The sequence below is a fragment of the Roseovarius sp. genome (assembly GCF_040219995.1).
In the GTDB taxonomy this organism is placed as follows: domain Bacteria; phylum Pseudomonadota; class Alphaproteobacteria; order Rhodobacterales; family Rhodobacteraceae; genus Roseovarius.
In genome coordinates, this window is sequence record NZ_JAVJUC010000025.1 from 1 (window position 1) to 15146 (window position 15146).

A 15146-nucleotide genomic window follows, 5' to 3' on the forward strand; every position below is an offset into this window, starting at 1 on the left:
AACACCTCACCACCGCAACCGACACCCGCGCTGCGCCATCTGAAAGCTCCGCACGGATGTCGGTTGCTCCACCTGCGCCAATCGGCGTATCAAACCAAAGGGCTCCGGTTCCGGCTGGATGAAAGTTCAGTGGCAGGTCACCTCCTTCAAGCCCGAAACCAGAGCAGTGGAAATCATTTCTAGCTGGAAGACTGCAAACAGATTCTTAGACAAACGATTTATCTAAGCCCGTAACTAAGCGAACGAAAAAAATCTTCTAATGCAGATGTTCTTGGCCGGTCTTTGCCAAATTCCCTAGAGTACGCCCTCTCAAAGACGCCAGAGTCCAATCTCGAAAGCCGCATTAGAGCCTGGTTGAAACTCGAATACAGGAGTTGAGATCGAAGGAGGTCCTCAAGTTTGGCGTTTCCACTTTCAACATCTTGAACTGTTACCGTTCTGAAAAAAATTGCATATTGCTCAATGAAAGCCACCTTCCTGTCCAGATACGCAGCACATTCTGCGGCATTCTTTCTAAGGTAGTCTGCGATTATGTCTACGTCTGCTACGTAATACAGAATTTCTTCATTGCAAAAAGCCGCTAATCCTTTGATATGGCTGTCGAACCGCCGTATTGGCGCAGATAAAAAAGCACCTGCGCATATGTTTTCGTGCATACTGTCTGGAAGAGTGAGTCCGGCGAGAGCTTCTAGTGACGCTTTCGAAAAAGTTCCGTCTTGATTAACATCCAACTGCTTCAGAAAGTGGTCGATTGCTGGACTGAACCTATCGAACCTTCCCTCGGAAGCCAGAATAGAAAGCCCCGGGTTTTCCGACGTTGTGTTGGCGACATAACCAACAATCGATCGGCAATACAACGACTCAGGGTACGAGCCGCCCTCAGACCTTAGGTTAAGCGAGGCGACAGTTGCGCCTGTCAGGTAGATCGGCAACGAGATGAGGAAGGAGTCCAATCTGTCCGCAGTGGCACTGGTTGGTCCACACAGAAGATCCACATCACCATTTAGACGCAGTGGAGAAAATCGCCCACCTGCATCAACTTCTTTGGCAGTAAGCTGGGCATCCTTGAACGGAGCACTTTTTATAACCTCGGCCAAAACCTCCTTGCACAACTCAATTACATAGCCACGGTAATCATCAAGACTCGCAGATGGAGAAGACTCAGTTCGATACGAAAACGGAGCCGCATCTGCACGAACTCCAACATGGATAGTATCAACCGCCACAACTGAATTTTGCGCGCCGGACGACTGGCCTAGAAGAATGCAAAAACTGCACACTGAAACGCCAAGGAATATGACCACATATCTCATGATCGAGGCACACCTTGTATTCGCCCAAAGAAAAACACGTACGACACAAAACACGCAATTGGTATGGAAACCTCTACGAATAACTTGTTAACAGCACCATAGCCAAATTCACCACTATATCGGTTTGCGTTAGCAAAAATTATAAACAGCGCAATGAACAAAATAGCAGCGAGGTAGTCTGCAAAAGAAACTTTCTTTCCCAGAAAGTCTGGTGCGAGGTCCGAAAACTTGAAAATGGTCCAAGTGATTGGAATGCTCACCAAAACAGTGGGTAAGTTGTCCAAAAGAACAGAAAGTCGAATAGATTCTTGAAGAGCAGTAAGACCATCCTCCCAGCCGTCTTGGCTAAATTCCGGAAAAGCGCGGATGAGAGCAATGGTCACTACGAAAACGGGAAGAACCACAACAAAAGTAGAAAGTATCGATAGCAGTGCATACTGTGAGTAATGATCTGAACCCTTATTATGCGGGGTCCAAGTTTTATGATCAAGCCTATTTGACCTCAAACTAAGAGCTGCAATGGCGGTCACTACGAAAATAATACCGTGAAATAGTAGATCCGGTGGAAGGGCATTCAATGAGTAAAAAACTCTCTCCCCAACCCCCGGAGCTAGGGCGGCGCCAGCTACGTCGAGCTCTGCATCCACTCCCGGAGGTGTTTGAGATAATGCCACCTCAATCGAACGAGAAAGGTACCGTATTACCAATACTAAGAAGACAGAGAGTAGGCTACCCCATATAAGCGCTCCCACTATCGAACTTGCAATCCGGCGGCGGGGTGTCTTTACTATTTGCTCAATCAGGGAAGTGACTACCGGAGCTGACGTCGAAGGTCGAGCACCCTTATCATTGATTATGAGTAATCCGAAAGCGATTGCGACATCGTCGCTGACCCTCCGGGACTTTTCGACCAAGATTTCCCATTCCGTCTCTGAAGAGTTCTCTTGAATCGCTCTATGCAATTGAGCTTTTAAGGTATCGGCAGCAGAAGATGCTTGGAGGGTCGTAACACCTAAACTTGACGCTACCCTAGATTGAACAAGTGGCAAGGTTCCGTCAACCCAAGGAAGTAAAGAAAAGCACCGAAGAATTGAGTTTTTTAGGGAATAGCGGGAGAGCTCATCGAGCTTACCATCCGTCGCACCGAAGGCGGCATTTGCCAATTCAACTGCATTGGCAACACTCGCGCTAGATGACGCTTCTGACTCAAAATCAAAGGTTCGAATTCGATCAAAGGCCGTATAGATGTTTCGTGGGACGCCAGCGGCACTGTGGGCGAGGCTTCTTACTATCGCCTCTAATTCGGAGAATGGTGGAAATCGAGCAAACGTGATGATAAGCGATGAGACGACTAACGGTACTGCGATATTGAAACGACTGGTACTTGAACCGTTCACGTCTATGTCGTCGGCGGCGTCAGAAATAAAGCCTATCAATTCAATTTCGGATGCTTGTGCTGCGTTGAGGGCCAAGCTCAGCAGCAAAGACGAAGATGCAATTAGGAAGTAGGCGGCCTCAAAGACTGCAACGTAGATGACTGCACCACGCAAGTATGCGCCTTCTCCCGCAATATAGCTAAGGGGAGTCGAGAGAAGAAGGTGGGGACTTGATTCATCAAAAACTTGGGATGGAGTGTCAAACTGGCGCCGAGCAAATACACCAACGGACAGGGCTCCAATCACATAGACCGATAAGTAAGCAATCCAAGGGGGGAGGTCGATCATTCCATCAAGCCCCTATGCTTCTAAGAAGTTGCCTTAGCGACAGGGCTTTACTTTTGGATTGCAGGGTGCTGCTTCTATTTCAGAAGAGGTCTGCTCCAAAAAACCATGCCCAGTGATTGAGTGCTGAGCCACTAACTCATTACTCGTGAAATGAAATATTATCAGGCTGACTATCAGCAAGTTAGGTGCATATTTCATGATCTATCCAGCGGTAATTCAGGAACTAACAACTCCTTAAAATAGGACGTTTGTGCCTTTACGTCAACCACCAGTTGCTGGACGATCGAGCAAATCCCGCGTTTGCACAGGTCGCGCTCTGTAAGTAATTGCTTATCAATGACCGATTCTGCCCACTTTGCGCCCAGAACGAATCTTCGTTGTTGAGGTTCGGTAATGAATTTACAAACTTCGCTCCCTGCGCATTGTCCCATCAAAACGAGACCCCTGACCCCCCCACGGCATTTCGGCTACTATAGTGCCTCAAGCCTTCCACGGACCTCCAGATAATCAGAAGCCAGATGAGCATTGGCCTTCATTCGGCTCTTCTCGCCAAGCACTCTTTTCAGAGATTCACAATCGCGGTGAAACGAGATCGGCTTCCATTGTTTGTTGAACCTATCGATCATCCACTGATCATCGCTTAGCCTTACCCTGATCCTGCCGCTTTGGGCGAGAATGCCATTCGCCCCGACGAGCTCATGCCAGGGCGTCCACCATTTTCTCGTGGATACAGTGCGTTCATCATCATTCATGGGGGATACGTCGCCAGGATCGTCGAACCCGGCTGCATCCACGGCATATTGGCTGATTGAGGGTGTGTGTTTCATTTCCCGTGCCTTTCTTTGGGGATTGAGGCAGACATGACAAAACGCCCCAGGATTGTTCCTAGGGCGCTGGGCCAGTCTGCTTGGTTGGTTGTGATGGAGGTGGGGATAGCCCTGGGCAGCTAGCCAGAGCTCATTGGGGCTTACGTTTCATGGTAATGCCTTAGAACCTTCATGGATGTCATTAGGGACCAAGGGACCACCCAGTTTCAGTGATACCTATAGGTGTCTTTTACCCATAGGATACCACCATAAGGCCGAGGTGTTATGGAACCTGTTACCAGGGCTGAAACCTTACGTTTCATGGTAATGCGTTAGAACCCCTTCGGATGTCATTAGGGACCAAGGACACTTCCCAGATGGGATGTCCCCATAGAAGTAGATACCATTTGGATATCCCCTATAGGTCCAAGGGCATTTCCAGGAATGAGCCCGACTTTATCGATCTCTGATTGCAAAGATCAGGCAGCTTTGATGACCGGCCTAAAACCCAATCTTCGCTGGTAAGACTGGCCCAGGATATCTTCGACCAAGTCGCCATCTCGCTTTCGGACAATCAGGCTGTCATGGACCGGCAATGCCGGGACCTCATAGCACCTGAAAAGCTCCAGCATCACTGACAGGAAGCATTCCGACTCGACGAACTGGAGATTAGACCAGTCCAAAGCGCGCGGTTTGATCTTGTCCAGGACTGGATGACGATTTCTGAGCGCTGCAACCACATCCTTGAGCTTGTAAGTGTCGCTGAGTTTCCGGCCATGGCGCTGGGCGTATTTTTCAGCCTCTTTCTTGGGCCATTGAGCAGGTGGTGTTCCACGGCCAGTCCAAGCGGTGAATATGAGCTTCACTACCTCTCGTTCGATACCGTCAATGTGGTAGGGGTCGGCTTGGGTATCTAAAGATTTTCCGTGAAGGCCGTGAAGGATCGCCAAATGGCTGGCTCTGACATCTAGCTCAACGGTTGGCTCTCCGTCGATTTCAATGCCTTTGCGAGTCTCCGAATCTATGCTTTGCCAGTTGTCATCCGATGCGCAGTATAACCGCCCTCCCTTGTTGAAATTGAAGTCAGCAAAGTTTCCGCGATTGAACAGCCTATACAGCCTGGGCTGGTCTTCCAGGTTAAACGAATGATGCGCATAGGCTTGGTTGAGCTCCGTAACGAGGGCAACCTGTCTCTCATATCCAGGCCCTCGAATCTTCATGTTCCGAGGTGGTCTTCTCTTCCGAGGCGTCAGATAAACCTCATCCCGCACGGTGACAGGCCTGATTAATCTCGACTGCTTTGGGAAATCTGCCAGGATCGTATCGGGGTAGAGCTCAAACCCAGCCGCCTTATCCAAGAGCGCCTGCGTTGCTCTGATCCTCCGAGTTCTTGCCAGATAAACATCGTCAGTCGGGCATTCGAGGTGTGTCTTCGCCTGGAAAAAACCCGTCATCTCGGTCAAGTTCATCTCGCGCCAGTAAGTGTTGAGTTGTTCAAAATGGCGACCTGAGACAAGGGTTTCGGAAAGCTTATCACGATCACCAGGGCGATACATGAAGCCATCGGCTTCTTGATTGGCACTGTGATGCAGAAGGTCTCCTGCGTAGGCTGCAATGGCCCGTTCAAAGGCTTTCTGGTCGGCCTCTCGGCGCTTGCGTTTTCGGGGATGATATGCCGCTTCGTGGTCGAATGTCTGTTTGACCAGGGCTTGCACGAATTGCCGTGCATTCTCCGTCTCGGGTGCTATCAGAAATTCAGCCATTTTGGCTGCCCCAAGGATGTCCTTGGGCACGTCTTTTCGGATTGTCATTTGGTAGTCCTTATTAGATTCCGTTGGCGCTGGGTCGTTCGCCAGCGAGAGAAAGACGGGTTCTCTCTCCTAGTAAGGACATTTGCTGTCACAGGTTTTGGAGGCGTTATCTTTATGCTAGCTGCATCGCCGCGACTTCGGGAAACTTGAGCTTTTCCAGTGCAGCTTTCTTGACCTCAAATGACGTCCCGCCAGAGTATGTTCCATAGGTCATCGTTGGCTTGTCATGCCCAAGAATATCAGCGGCTACGTTTTCAGAAACGCCCAAGTTTTCTAACTCTGTGGCGACTGTTTTTCGGATACTGTGGAAGACATATCGTCTGTCATACCCTAGCGACTCTTTGAGCCTGCCGAAGCGTTTTCCAATGGCGTTAGAACGGTTGCCATATTTGTTTGGGCCTAGACCGGACAACAGAAAACCATCACTTCCTTCCTTGGAGAGGCGGGAGATCAGCGGTCGAAGCTGCGTGTGAATGGGGATTTTTCTGTTGCCAGCCTTTGACTTGGCCCCGGTGATATCCATACATTCGTCGCCGATGTCTGCCAGCCTGAGCATTCCAATCTCTTCAATGCGACACCCTGTCCACATCGCAACCAGGATCAAATCGCACAGTCTTTTGTCGCCTTTTTTCTGAGCCGCCTTAACCAATTTGCTCAGATCAGCTTCTTTGAACGGCAAGCGATCATCTTCATAGCTCGCTTTACTGCGGCTCGACGGCTTTCGAACGACATTCTTGAAGGGATCATCGTCTCTGACAATTAGTCCAGCATCGTTGAGATAAATCCAGTATCCACGACATGCCGAGATGATCCGACCAAGGGTGCTGGCTGAAAGCCCCAGTTCCCCTCCCTGGAGATCATGAACCCAGCGCTTGATCGCCCTATGATCAATTTCATGGGTATACTTGAACTTTTCGGCAAGACGGCGAACATCAGACCGCTTCATATCGATGGTCTTTGGCTCGTTTTTTACGGTAGCCAACCAATCCTCTATGTATTTCGAGGTAAGGACACTATCGCCATCAACCATTTTGATGAAGGCTTGGGCCGCATTGGGGTCCTTTTCATGCAGTTCCCAAGCTTGGTCCGATATGAAACCTTGGCGAATATCTCGCATACCTGAAGTATCGTGTTCCTGGCCCTCAGTTAATTCATGAGCCAAGGCAGCGGGCTCTAGTTTCTCTGAACGCTTGCCGGTTTTCGCCGCTTCTATTTCCGCTTTCCACTCGCCAATCAGCGACCATTTCAGGCGCTCTGCCTCCGACAAGCTGTCGGTTTTCAGGCTTTGGAAGAAGCGTGCTTTGCCGCCAAACTTTGGTCTCAAGGGTTTCGGTATTTCCAAGACGGCATACCAACCATGCCGCCTCTTTTGAAGATATTGGGGATTCCTCTGAGCCATTACCACACACGCTAACCACACACGTTTAGAGATTTAAACCCTTGTTTTATTGATAATAAGGGAAATTTTCATGTCGTCATAGTATCCCTGTCTCTCCGCCACATGTCTCCGCGAAAGCGTTCTCCCGATCCAGCAGTGACCGGATTTTTCCGGTATTATTGAGGGTTATGCGGGAGGGGCTGAGCACTGGCCCCTTTGCAAGAAGGCCCGGAAGCGGTTTCTCGGAGCCAATATTCTCTGGACCTCATGACTGCGAGGATTTTGTTAACTCCATACAACCATCTGGAATAGTTAGGTTTTGTCGATCTCGCAACTGAGCACTTTCATGCCGATACTTGCCGAGGCGGGATGCAGTAAGCTGATCCAAATTCTGGAAATCATGTTTGATGAGTCAATTTCTTAAAACTTCCCCTCTCGGACCAAAGCAATAGGTTATTGCTGCTCATTAATGAGCCATTCATCACGATCGAGATCGGCTTGCACCAACCCAAGCAAATGCCGGAATGGGACGGTCGGGCCGTGTACATTCAAATATTCGACCTCCGCGGCATTCTGTGACATTATGGAACACATCATCGCGATTGATTTGAGCGGAGCGGAATTTTGAGCCTTTCGTTTTCACAAGAAACCCGTCGTGGCAGGTTGAACACGGCGCTCGGCGGCGACAGGCTGGTGCTGTTGCGAATGAATGGGACCGAACGGCTTGCGGGTCCCTTTGAATGGCGCATCGAGGCGCTCTCGACCGCCCCGGATATCGACCTTGACGCGCTGCTCGGCACCCACGCCACCGTAGAGGTGGAGATGTCGCAGGGCAGCCGGTATTTCGACGGTATCGTCTGTGAGGCGACGCTTGCAGGCTACACGGAGAATGGAGTGCGCTACGACCTCGTTTTGCGGCCATGGCTTCATCTCGCCGGGCTGCGGCGGAACCACCGCATCTTTCACAACATGACCGTCAGCGAAATCATCGAAGAGGTGCTGTCGGATTACAGCGATTTGGGGGCCCCGCATCTCGCCAACCGGCTGATGGACGACTATCCGCCGCTGGAATACTCGGTCCAATATGGCGAGAGCGACGCTGATTTCGCCTGTCGCCTGATGGAGCGTTTCGGCATCACCTGGATGTTCGAGCATGAGGCCGACACCCACACTCTGGTCATGGTGGACGATACCATCAACCTGCCCGAAATCAGCGGCGGCAGCCGCCCTTATCACGGCGTCGACGGCCATCACATGGCCGACGAGGAGCATTTCAGCGAGTGGCGTGGCGGCGCCCGCGTGACCACCGGCACGGTCAAGCTCACCGAATACAATTTCAAGACGCCCCGGGTGGCGCAGGATGTCAGCCACATGGGCGACGCCCAGCATGCCGAGGGCGATATCGAGAGCTTTGACTGGCCCGGCGACTATCTCGACCCGGGCGCGGGGACGAACGTGGCACGCAAACGGCTCGAGGCCGAGCGCGGACAGGCGGCCCGCCACTATGCTACCGGCGATGTGCCGGGGCTCGGGGCCGGGGTCTGCGTCACCCTTGAGGGCGATGAGGTCAAGGGCGCGACCGGCAAACGTTTCGTATGCCTGCACACCTTCCACAGCTACCGCTCGCAGGCCTATGGATCGGGCGATGCCGCCAATGACGAAAAGGCCTATGAAGGCCACTACACCCTGATGCCCGACGACAGCCCTCTGCGCCCCGAGCGGCGCACCCCCCGACCGATCGTCGAGGGGCCGGAAACGGCGGTGGTGGTCGGCGACGGCGAAATCGACTGCGACGAATTCGGCCGTATCCTCGTGCGCTTCCACTGGGATCTGGACGGCGCATACTCGATGCGCTGCCGGGTCAGCCAGAACTGGGCCTCGCGCGGATGGGGCGGTATGGTGATTCCGCGCATCGGCATGGAGGTGATCGTCGAGCACCTGCAGGGCGACCCCGACAAGCCGATCGTCACCGGCTGCGTCTATAATGGCATCAACGCGCCACCCGCCACCCTACCCGCCCACAAGAGCCGCTCGATCTTCAAGACCAAGAGCCATCAGGGCGAGGGTTTCAACGAACTCACCTTCGAGGACGAGGCCGGCGAGGAATTCATCTACATGCACGCGCAGAAGAACCTCGATGTGCATGTTCTCAACAGCGCGCGGCGACGGGTCGAATTCGACGACAACGTCTCTGTCGGCAACGACTCGAACCTCGACGTGGCCGCCAACCGCACCGAAACCATCGAGGGCAAGATGGACGTCACCGTCACCGGCCCGGTGGCGGAAAAGACGGACGGAGATCGTGGCACGGACGTTGCCGGGGATTACGCGATCCGGGCCGGCGGCGATGTGACGATCAAGGCCGGAGGCGAGATCGTGCTCGATGCCACCAAGATCACGCTTGTGGCGGGCGGGGCTGCGCTAACCGTTCAGGGCACGGTCAATATCGCCCCGATGCTGCATGTGGGACAGGCCTCGCCCAGCATGGCCGCAGTGCCAGCGATTCCGGCGGTGCTGGAGGCTGCGGCTGGCGAAGGCACGCCCTTCGTGTCGCACTGCCCGCTATCTGACGAATGACGGAGGGTATTGAGCCATGAAACCCGCAGCCCGCCTCGGCGACGAACACGCCTGCCCGATGCACGGCAAGAACGTGATCGTCGCCACCGCCTCGCCGTCGACGGCGGATGGACGCCCGATGGCCGCCGTGGGCGATGCCTGCGCCTGTGGCGCGGTCATCGTCACCGGCAGTCCGCTCACCACGCTCGAAGGCAGGCCCGCCGCCCACATCGGCTCGACCACGTCGCATGGCGGGGTGATCCTGACGGGCTCCACCAACGCTCTTGTCTGATACTGCGGGCCGCTCGGCCCGGTTGCGCGACATGTTGGCAGCCCCGGCCCGTCACCACCTCAATAGGTGCCCGCCACGTATTTTGCGATCGCGCCACCGCGCGAATTGACATCGAGTTTCTGGTAGATTGCCTTCAGGTAATATTTCACCGTGTTTTCCGAGAGGCCAAGCCGCGCGGAGATCTGGAAATTCGTCAACCCATCGACCAGCAGCCCCAGAATTTCATGTTCGCGCCGGGTCAAACTATCCCCCTGCTCGCCCATCAACCGCTTGAGGATCTCCACCGGCAATAGGCTGTGCCCGTCCACGAGGTTCCCCAGAATGCGCGGCAGGCTGGTCAGCACCTGCCCCATCATGCAGACTGAATGCGCCCCCGCCTTCACCGCCGTGCGGATAAAGGCGAACTCGCTTTCCTCAGCTACGACCACCACCATCACGCTTGGGTGATCGCGGCGCAGCGTCTCCAGCACCCGGCCCAGATCGGCATCTGCCAGCCGCACGCCCAACACCACGATGGCAGGACCGTGGCGCGCGCCGAGGGCTTTTCGCAGGCTCGCCAGATCAGTCGCAAAGGAGCCAAGCCGCACCTGCGCCATCTGCGCAACCAGCGAACCCAATCCCTGACAGACAATCAATTGGCGGTCGGCCACGATCACCTCGGGCACACCCTGTTCCGCGTCCTGAGCGGTCGCTTCCGTCATGTCTCGCACGGTCTCCTCCTCCGTAGGGATCAAGTAAGACCAATGAACACTCTGAAATCAAACAATTTTTCAGCATGCAACCGCATGCCGGGAATACCTCTGCGGGTAGGAGCCCCTACCCGCAGGGGCACAACGCCCCCCGCATGGCCGCGCTTTCCCATGCGCGCGGGCATTACCAGGTGGCCTCATCCCGCCGATAAACAGGGCAACCTGAGAGGAGGATCCCATGAACGGCAACACCCATCTATTCATCCCCGGCCCCACCAATATCCCCGAAGAAGTGCGTCGCGCGATGAACGTGCCGATGGAGGACATGCGCGCCCCAGACTTCGGCGAATTCATCTCGCCGCTGCTTGCGGATCTGAAAAAGGTGTTCCGCACCGAGACCGGCCGCGTCTTCGTCTTTCCCGGCTCCGGCACCGGCGCGTGGGAGTCCGCGATCACCAACACGCTCAACACCGGCGACCGCGTGCTGATGTCCCGTTTCGGCCAGTTTTCAATGCTTTGGGTCGATATGGCCGAACGGCTCGGTCTTGATGTAGACGTGATCGACGTCGATTGGGGCAAGGGCGTGCCGGTCGAAGACTACGCCGCCCGCCTCGCCGCCGACAAGGCGCACGAGATCAAGGCCGTCTTCGCCACCCATAACGAGACCGCCACCGGCGTCACCTCCAACATCGCCGCTATCCGCGCCGCGCTCGACGCCACCGATCACCCTGCCCTGCTTTTCGTCGACGGCGTCAGCTCCATCGGCTCAATCGAGTTCGAGATGGAGGATTGGGGCGTCGACCTCGCCGTCGCCGGCTCGCAAAAGGGCCTGATGCTCCCCGCCGGTCTTGGCCTGCTTGCCGTCAGCGAAAAGGCCCTCGCTGCCCATGAGCGCGCCAATATGCCGCGCTGCTATTTCAGCTTCGCCGACATGATCCGCCTCAACGACACCGGCTATTTCCCCTACACGCCGCCCACCCAACTGCTGCGCGGCCTGCGCGTCTCGCTCGACATGCTGCTCGATGCGGGCATGGAAAGCGTATGGGACCGGCACCACCGCCTCGCCTCGGGCGTCCGCGCCGCCGTGGCCGAATGGCAGGGCTGCCGCCTCGTGGCCGACGGCCCCGAATGGCACTCTGACACCGTATCGGCGATCTACGCCCCCGACGGCATCGACGCCCGTCATGTGATCGAGACAGCCTATCACAAATACCAGACCTCGCTCGGCTCCGGCCTCGCAAAACTGGCCGGTCGCGCCTTTCGCATCGGCCATCTTGGATCTCTCAACCCGGTGATGCTCTGCGGCGCGCTATCGGCGGCTGAAATGGCGCTCTGCGATGCAGGCGCGGCCATCACCCCCGGTCAGGGCGTCGCCGCCGCGCAAGAGGCGTTTCGCCTGACCACCCCCCCGGTGCAGGCCCGCGCCGCCGCGGCGCGCGCCGCCTGAAAGGACAAATGACATGAGCTACACCCTGCACCCGCTGAAAAAGCAACGCCTGCAACGCTCGGAACTCGCCGTACCCGGCTCCAACCCGGCAATGATCGAAAAGGCCGCCGAGTCGGACGTCGACTACATCTTCTTCGATCTCGAAGACGCCGTCGCCCCGCCCGACAAGGTTCAGGCCCGCGCCAATATCATTCAGGCCCTGAATGACATTGACTGGAAGGCTAAAGGCAAGACCATCTCGATCCGCATCAACGGGCTCGACACCCATTACATGTATCGCGACGTGGTCGAGATTGTCGAACAAGCGGGCCAGCACCTCGACACGATCCTCGTGCCCAAGGTGGGCGTGCCCGCCGATCTCTACACCGTGGAAACCATGGTCAGCCAGATCGAAGAGGCCATGGGCTTCACCCACCAGATCGGCCTTGAGGCGCTGATCGAGACCGCCCTCGGCATGGCCAATGTCGAGGCGATCGCTGCCGCCCCCGGCCGCCTCGAAGCATTGCATTTCGGCGTCGCCGACTATTCCGCCTCGAACCGGGCGCGCACCGTGGTGATTGGCGGGCTCAACCCCGATTACCCGGGCGATCAGTGGCATTTTGCGCTCAGCCGCATGACCGTCGCCTGCCGCGCCTATGGGCTGCGCGCCATCGACGGTCCGTTCGGCGATTTCTCCGACCCCGAGGGCTACACGCTCAGCGCCAAACGCGCCGCCGCCCTCGGGATCGAGGGCAAATGGGCCATCCACCCCAGCCAGATCGCACTGGCCAACGACGTCTTCTCGCCCCCCGACGCCGAGGTGACCCGCGCGCGCCGCATCCTGGAGGAGCTCAAGAAAGCCGCCGCCGAGGGCAAGGGGGCCGCCAGCCTCGACGGCAAGATGATCGACGCAGCATCAGAGCGGATGGCCAACAACGTGCTCAGCGTCGCCGACGCCATAGCCGCCAAGGGATAAAGGGAGGAACATCAAATGGATATCCATGAATTTCAGGCCAAGGACATGCTCAAGCGCTTCGGCGTGCAGGTGCCGCGCGGCGGCATCGCCTACAGCCCCGAACAGGCGGTCTACCGCGCCTCGGAACTGTCGGGTGACAAATGGGTGGTCAAGGCCCAGATCCATTCCGGCGCGCGCGGCAAGGCGGGCGGCGTCAAGATCTGCAAATCCGAAAAAGAGATCAGCGAGGCCGCAAGCTGGATGTTGGGCCGGATGCTGGTCACCCATCAGACCGGGCCACAGGGCAAGCTGGTCAGCCGCCTCTATGTCGAAGAGGCCACGGACATCGCGCAGGAAATCTACCTCGGCTTCGTGATGGACCGCAAGGAAGAGCGCGTCGTCGTCGTGGCCTCTGGTCAGGGCGGCATGGAGATCGAGGAAATCTCCTCGCAGGAACCCGATTCGATCATCCGCTCCGTCGTCGACCCTGCGGTCGGCATGCAGAGTTTTCAGGCCCGCGAGATCGCCTTTTCCCTTGGCCTCGACGCGGCCCTCATTCCGCAGGCGGTCAAGACCATCATCGGCTGCTACAAGATGATGGAGGAAACCGACGCCAATATGGTCGAGATCAACCCCCTCGTCGTCACCGGCTCAGGCGAAATCATGGCGCTTGATGCCAAGGTCAGCTTTGACGACAACGCCCTCTTCCGTCGCCCCGAAATCTCGGAACTGCGCGACAAGAGCCAGGAGGACCCGCGCGAAACCTTCGCCAGTGATCGCGGTCTCAGCTATATCGGGCTCGAGGGCGAGATTGGCTGCATCGTCAACGGCGCGGGTCTCGCCATGGCCACGCTCGACATGATCAAGATGGCGGGTGGCGAGCCTGCGAACTTTCTCGACGTGGGCGGCGGCGCCAGTCCCGAGCGCGTGCTGATGTCGTTTCAGGCGGTTCTCAACGACCCCAATGTCGAGGCGATCCTTGTCAACATCTTCGCCGGCATCAACCGCTGCGACTGGATCGCCGAGGGCGTGGTCCGCGCGGTGAAGGAACTGGAACTGACCATGCCCCTCGTGGTGCGCCTCTCGGGCACCAATGTCGAAGAGGGCAAGCGCCTGATCGCCGAAAGCGGCCTGCCGATCCACACGGCCGAAACGCTCGCCGACGCGGCTGATCTGGTGGTGCGCGCCTGGTCCGACACCAAACCCAACCCCAAGAAAGGAGCCGCATGATGGCCATTCTCATAGATCAGAGCAGCCGCGTGCTCGTCACCGGTCTAACCGGCCGCATCGGCAGCTTTCACGCCGAGGACATGATCAAGCACGGCACCAACGTCGTGGGCGGCGTCACCCCCGGCAAGGGCGGTACCAAGCACAACGGCCTGCCCGTCTTCAACACGGTCAAAGGGGCCGTGGCTGAAACCGAAGCCGACCTCGTGATCTGTTTCGTGCCGCCCCCCTTCGCCGCCGACAGCATCATGGAAGCAGCGGATGCGGGCATCACCACCTGCGTTTGCATCGCCGACGGCATCCCGGCGCGCGACATGATCAAGGTCAAACGCTACATGCGCCGCTACAAGGCCGAACGCCGCATGCGCCTCATCGGCCCCAACTGCGCGGGCATCATCACCCCCGGACAGGCCTTTGCCGGTCTCATGCCGCCGCATATCTACGCGCCGGGCCGCGTCGGTATCGTCGGACGCTCCGGCACGTTGGGCTATGAGGCCGCAAGCCAGATGAAGGATCGCGGCATCGGCGTCTCGACCTCGGTCGGCATCGGTGGCGACCCGATCAACGGCTCCTCCTTCCGCGATATTCTCGAGCTCTTCGAGAACGATCCCGAAACCGATGCCGTGGTCATGGTCGGTGAAATCGGCGGCCCGCAAGAGGCCGAGGCCGCCGCCTATATCCGCGACCACATGACCAAGCCGGTCGCCGCCTATATCGCCGGTCTCTCGGCCCCCAAGGGGCGGCGCATGGGCCATGCCGGGGCCATCGTCTCGGCCTTCGGCGAATCGGCGCAGGAAAAGGTCGAGATCCTGTCAGAGGCCGGTGTCACCATCGTGCCGACGCCCTCGTCCTTTGGCGAGGTGGTCGAGCGCATGGTCGCCTGATCCCTCGAAGACCACCGGGGCTGTCCGCATCTCACGGCAGCCCCGCATCAAGCCTTGCCGCCACGCGCACCCCATCCTAGGCTCC

The 15146-nt window shown here is 56.9% G+C and carries 12 protein-coding genes; 6 read left to right on the forward strand and 6 right to left on the reverse strand.

Translation table 11 applies throughout. The features are described from left to right. Positions 1-218: 218 nt before the first annotated feature. The 5 genes from RID11_RS12350 to RID11_RS12370 form a co-directional block, all read right to left on the reverse strand. Positions 219-1313 (reverse strand): transporter substrate-binding domain-containing protein, encoded by a 1095-nt coding sequence (locus RID11_RS12350; RefSeq protein ID WP_350139529.1) that lies wholly within the window; start codon positions 1311-1313, stop codon positions 219-221. Further along, the gene (locus tag RID11_RS12355; RefSeq protein WP_350139531.1) at positions 1310-3037 is read right to left on the reverse strand and encodes a hypothetical protein; all 1728 of its coding nucleotides are present in this window, start codon (positions 3035-3037) and stop codon (positions 1310-1312) included. Before RID11_RS12355 ends, RID11_RS12350 begins: the two co-directional genes overlap by 4 nt. Before the next feature lie 470 nt (positions 3038-3507). Then, a complete protein-coding gene (locus tag RID11_RS12360; RefSeq protein ID WP_350139534.1) occupies positions 3508-3864 on the reverse strand; it encodes a hypothetical protein in 357 nt (118 codons plus the stop codon). Positions 3865-4322: 458 nt separating this feature from the next. After that, positions 4323-5654, reverse strand: a complete 1332-nt coding sequence (locus tag RID11_RS12365; RefSeq protein WP_350139537.1) for a hypothetical protein — start codon at positions 5652-5654, stop codon at positions 4323-4325. A gap of 112 nt (positions 5655-5766) precedes the next feature. Beyond that, positions 5767-7053, reverse strand: coding sequence for a tyrosine-type recombinase/integrase (locus tag RID11_RS12370; protein ID WP_350139539.1), 1287 nt, complete (start codon positions 7051-7053; stop codon positions 5767-5769). 642 nt (positions 7054-7695) lie between these two features. Here RID11_RS12370 and RID11_RS12375 point away from each other — a divergent pair. Together RID11_RS12375 and RID11_RS12380 are read left to right on the forward strand one after the other, a co-directional pair. Beyond that, positions 7696-9609, forward strand: a complete 1914-nt coding sequence (locus tag RID11_RS12375) for a type VI secretion system Vgr family protein (protein ID WP_350139542.1) — start codon at positions 7696-7698, stop codon at positions 9607-9609. Positions 9610-9625: 16 nt separating this feature from the next. Next, positions 9626-9880 (forward strand): PAAR domain-containing protein, encoded by a 255-nt coding sequence (locus tag RID11_RS12380; protein WP_350139545.1) that lies wholly within the window; start codon positions 9626-9628, stop codon positions 9878-9880. 59 nt (positions 9881-9939) lie between these two features. Here the strand turns inward: RID11_RS12380 and RID11_RS12385 are convergent, their stop codons facing one another. Next, complete coding sequence (locus RID11_RS12385) at positions 9940-10581, reverse strand: LuxR family transcriptional regulator (protein WP_350139547.1); 642 nt, start codon at positions 10579-10581, stop codon at positions 9940-9942. A 226-nt stretch (positions 10582-10807) separates the two neighbouring features. Here RID11_RS12385 and RID11_RS12390 point away from each other — a divergent pair, with 226 nt between their 5' ends. Genes RID11_RS12390 through sucD form a run of 4 tightly spaced genes read left to right on the forward strand, consistent with a single transcriptional unit; the run spans position 10808 to position 15061 of the window. Beyond that, complete coding sequence (locus RID11_RS12390) at positions 10808-12016, forward strand: pyridoxal-phosphate-dependent aminotransferase family protein (RefSeq protein ID WP_350139549.1); 1209 nt, start codon at positions 10808-10810, stop codon at positions 12014-12016. 13 nt (positions 12017-12029) lie between these two features. Next, positions 12030-12971, forward strand: a complete 942-nt coding sequence (locus tag RID11_RS12395; RefSeq protein WP_350139552.1) for an HpcH/HpaI aldolase/citrate lyase family protein — start codon at positions 12030-12032, stop codon at positions 12969-12971. A 15-nt stretch (positions 12972-12986) separates the two neighbouring features. Next, entirely contained in the window at positions 12987-14180 is a 1194-nt protein-coding gene (locus RID11_RS12400) for a malate--CoA ligase subunit beta (RefSeq protein ID WP_350139554.1), read from the forward strand. Continuing rightward, on the forward strand, positions 14180-15061 hold the full coding sequence (gene sucD / locus RID11_RS12405) for a succinate--CoA ligase subunit alpha (RefSeq protein WP_350139557.1): 882 nt from the start codon (positions 14180-14182) through the stop codon (positions 15059-15061). Before RID11_RS12400 ends, sucD begins: the two co-directional genes overlap by 1 nt. Positions 15062-15146 lie beyond the last annotated feature (85 nt).

Bases quoted from the DNA above. Each gene is read 5' to 3' on its own strand.
- RID11_RS12385 (WP_350139547.1), bottom strand. From the start codon at position 10,581: ATGACGGAAGCGACCGCTCAGGACGCGGAACAGGGTGTGCCCGAGGTG.
- RID11_RS12350 (WP_350139529.1), bottom strand. From the start codon at position 1,313: ATGAGATATGTGGTCATATTCCTTGGCGTTTCAGTGTGCAGTTTTTGC.
- RID11_RS12355 (WP_350139531.1), bottom strand. From the start codon at position 3,037: ATGATCGACCTCCCCCCTTGGATTGCTTACTTATCGGTCTATGTGATT.
- RID11_RS12400 (WP_350139554.1), top strand. From the start codon at position 12,987: ATGGATATCCATGAATTTCAGGCCAAGGACATGCTCAAGCGCTTCGGC.
- RID11_RS12370 (WP_350139539.1), bottom strand. From the start codon at position 7,053: ATGGCTCAGAGGAATCCCCAATATCTTCAAAAGAGGCGGCATGGTTGG.
- RID11_RS12390 (WP_350139549.1), top strand. From the start codon at position 10,808: ATGAACGGCAACACCCATCTATTCATCCCCGGCCCCACCAATATCCCC.
- RID11_RS12365 (WP_350139537.1), bottom strand. From the start codon at position 5,654: ATGACAATCCGAAAAGACGTGCCCAAGGACATCCTTGGGGCAGCCAAA.
- RID11_RS12360 (WP_350139534.1), bottom strand. From the start codon at position 3,864: ATGAAACACACACCCTCAATCAGCCAATATGCCGTGGATGCAGCCGGG.
- RID11_RS12395 (WP_350139552.1), top strand. From the start codon at position 12,030: ATGAGCTACACCCTGCACCCGCTGAAAAAGCAACGCCTGCAACGCTCG.
- sucD (WP_350139557.1), top strand. From the start codon at position 14,180: ATGGCCATTCTCATAGATCAGAGCAGCCGCGTGCTCGTCACCGGTCTA.
- RID11_RS12380 (WP_350139545.1), top strand. From the start codon at position 9,626: ATGAAACCCGCAGCCCGCCTCGGCGACGAACACGCCTGCCCGATGCAC.